The sequence below is a fragment of the Endozoicomonas sp. ONNA1 genome (assembly GCF_024606325.1).
GTDB lineage: Bacteria > Pseudomonadota > Gammaproteobacteria > Pseudomonadales > Endozoicomonadaceae > Endozoicomonas_A.
On record NZ_JAHHPN010000728.1, the window covers coordinates 1 to 3,507 of the forward strand.

The 3,507-nt window shown below is 47.9% G+C and carries 1 protein-coding gene; it reads right to left on the reverse strand.

The annotated features are described in order from the left end of the window. Positions 1 to 3,467, reverse strand: a 3,467-nt coding sequence (locus KDK19_RS17540) for a transglutaminase-like domain-containing protein (RefSeq protein WP_257292473.1), incomplete at its 3' end; no start/stop codon positions are given. Positions 3,468 to 3,507: the final 40 nt, after the last annotated feature.

Below are 3,507 nucleotides of genomic sequence, written 5' to 3' on the forward strand. Positions count from 1 at the left end.
AAAAACTCTTCGGCAATTTTTGTCAGCTCATCGGATCTGAGCACCAGAGCGTTACCGGCGTTGAGTGCCTGCCGTAAGTGAGTATCCCTGAGAGATTTCGCAAATGGGTCAGAGCTATCAATTTTATACATCATGGCATACAGCTCTTCTGGTGAGGATGGCTCATGAGCGCCATAGATGTCCAGATAGTCCTTTGGTGTGATGTGATCAATCATAGTAGCTTTGGCCCAGCAATACGTTAAGCCACCGGCTTTTGAGTGCGTCATTTCATACAGGTAATAACTGAAGGCTTGCTGAATCGCTTGCCGGTATTTGTACCTTAAACCATTCCAAAGCCTATAATCCTCAACTGCTAACCCATAGGGATTGAGTTTGATTTTTTCCGTTATCTGCTTCAAGTCCGGGCTGCTCTCAACTTTTCGATGAAACAGGACTCTGACTTTTTCCGCAATCACGGTCTTTCCCCAGGAAGGTTCCCCGAGGATAATCACTGGACGGTGGTTCGCCTTGCCAGAGCTCAACTTTGCAAACGCGGGGTGGTGCACCAGCATTCGTTCTATATTCGGAACTCCCTCGGGGTCGTCCGTCCAGGCGATCTGTAAAGACGACTGAATAATTTTATACGTAAGGAATGACGAAAACCCATCATGACAATGAGTCACGAACCAGGCTTCACCGTTTCTACTTTGGAAGCTTTTGTAAACCAACCGCCATGTCTGGCTATTTTTTTCTCTGGAAAATAACTTCCGGTACCATATTTTCAGAGCATGGGCGGCTTCAAACTTCACTTCATCGACGGCTTCCAGACGTACCAAAGTCTCATGGTGTATATCAGCAAGCCCTGTATAGAAGTCGTTGATTGGCGGTTGGTCCAGCCAACCCGATTTCAGGGTTTTACGGACAAATTGAATAACCGAAGGTCTGGTTAAGTCAATGTGCTTCAGTATGTCCAGAATTAAATGAAACCATTGCAGAGGGTTTGCTCCGCCCTGAACAATCATTTTTGAATGGAGTGACTTGAGTTGTTCTGTGACCTGATCTTCATCGCTGTTGGACAAGATTTCTTTTATTGCCTCCGACATTGGTTTACTCAAATTGTCTTCGTTGTAAGCCAAAAAAACGCTCCATATTACCCCGTAACCACTCGGTGTTTCTGTCTCCAGTGACTCCAGCATTGAGACGCCCATGACAAAACCGGTTAAGTTTTTTTCCTTCCAAAGGTTACGGACTATTTCGAAAATACTTAGATGGGTTTTTGGTAATGCACTCTTTGTCGCTAAAGCGTTGTTCAGTTCCATCAGGCTCATGCCACAAGCTTTAGCCAGAGTTTGCTGTTGTGTTAAATCAGCGCCTTTAAGGAATTCCTTCAGGAGACCCAGAGTCTTCTTTAACTCAGTGCTGGAAACAGTTCCTTTCGTATTCGGCTGGAAGGCAGGTGTGATTGTTGTTACCTGTGCGGGTCCCCCGTCCAAATCGACCGATTTCCAGGTTTGGCCTCCATCCTCGGAATACTCAGCAAAGCAGTGGATAAAGTTATCGATTAGCCGACATGGAATCCCGAAATAACGACAAAAAGCAATAAAAACAGTCACACGATGATGGCAGCTACCCTGTCGTTTTGTTACGAGGAATTCAAAAAAATTCTCATGACTCTCTGGTTGAATCTCACCGGAAAACTGTGTGCAATAGTCCGTGATCGCCCGAATGAGTTGTGTCTTGTCTTTGGCGTTTTTTATTGCCTGCAATGGCGCCTGTACTTCGGGTAGTTGTCGGCCAATGGTCTTAAACAGTTTGTCCAGTACGTTTTTCATGCCTTCTGAACAGTGGGTGTCAAACCATGTTGATCGTTCTTGCAGGGCTTCTTTAGTAAATGTTTTTTTACTCGCTACTCTGGATTGCACGACATAAGTCACTTGGATACTCTGGTTAGCTTTGGCCTCAGGGACAGACAGTGTGTGAAGCCCGGTATATCGATCCCGGACCAGGGTAAATGCCATATCAGGTTCTATACGCAGGGCCACGATATGGTCGTCAGGGTTCAGGCTGGGCAAGGCATATTGGCCGTTTTTTGATGAACAGCTAAAAGTCGCCAGCGCTTGATCGCTGGTTAATAGCACTGGTTGGTCCTGCCCTGGTAACCGTTCCGGTATGAGGGTTTCAACTCCATCAATGTCTTTATCATTGAGATCGATCTCTTTGACATCGCCTTTGGCAGTCACATAAATATCCCGTGCCAAGTGGCGATACAGACGAGAAGAATGGTAGCAATCAAAAATTTTATAATCGTCAAGCTGTGACTTCTCCTGGTATTCATAGTTCGTTGTCCGGTTCAATGCCGGAGCCTGTTTCTCGTGGACTTCCGGATCGTATTGTTCAGCAGCGTTATCAGTGGCAATAGTTGACGCTCTGTTAACAGGGTTCGACTGACCAATTATCTGATACCAGAACGCGGGCCTTAGTGGAAGCGCCCCGGAGCTCCTTGCGCTTATCCGCTGATCAGCCTCCTGAAGGCAGGGCTGATAAGTCGATATTTTCAGCGTTTGCTCCTGCTCTTTCGTCAGTGGAAACACGCTATTAACGTCCACGCCCGTCTGGCCAAACTCATGATCAAACCATCGTCGCTGCCAGTGTCCGTAGAGTGCCTTGGTGAGCATATCATCCGACTGATCCGGTTTCAGGGAAAGGCCGGATGCCTGCCATCTGGCCTGAGCTACCATCCTGATTATTTCCGTTCTGGCTTCTTCTTCAGTCAGACGAGTCTCGACACGAATTTCATGGCGTTTCTCATCAATACTGTTGAGATCACTGCGTCGTATCACCCACGGACGCTCAATGTCCGATACCATGTGGTTGAACCAATCCCAAAGTTGATAATCAAAAGCGCTGTTACTCGTGGCAAGTGCCGATGACTTTGGTAGTGCCCCCAGAGAGATCCCGGCGGCCATCAGATAAAGCCGGTAATGCTGATTGAGGCACTGATGAAGTCCGTCTTTGGTAAAATCGCCCCCTTGGACGATGGCCCGGGCCGCATTTTGTAGATCAAGACTGGTTGGCTGCAATGGTAAGTTTTGCCTTTGCAGGCAGGCCCTCAAACGACAATGTTGCTCAGTCAGCCATTCAGCCACGATTTTCCCGTGCCAGGTCTGTGGCAACACTTTCTCAGCAATGGCACGCAATTCTGCCGGGTTGTACTGCCGGATGGGTATATGTCGAAAACGCCCTTTCAGTGCCGGTGATAACGGTTTTCGCCCGCTATACTCCGGTGGGTTGATGGTGGCAAACAGATGGAATCCGGGATGAGCGTCACCGGCCAGAATGTCGTTTAACTCACCTTCCAGATGCTGACTATCGATCAGATTCATTTCCGAGATGACCACGATGCCGCCATCCGCTTTTGCCGTCTGAATTTTTTCACACACTTTGTCCCAGGAGCAATCACAGGCATTCAGGGCAAAGACCTCTGGCATGGATTCTCCTTGTTGCCCGGCCTGTCGTTTGACACTTTCA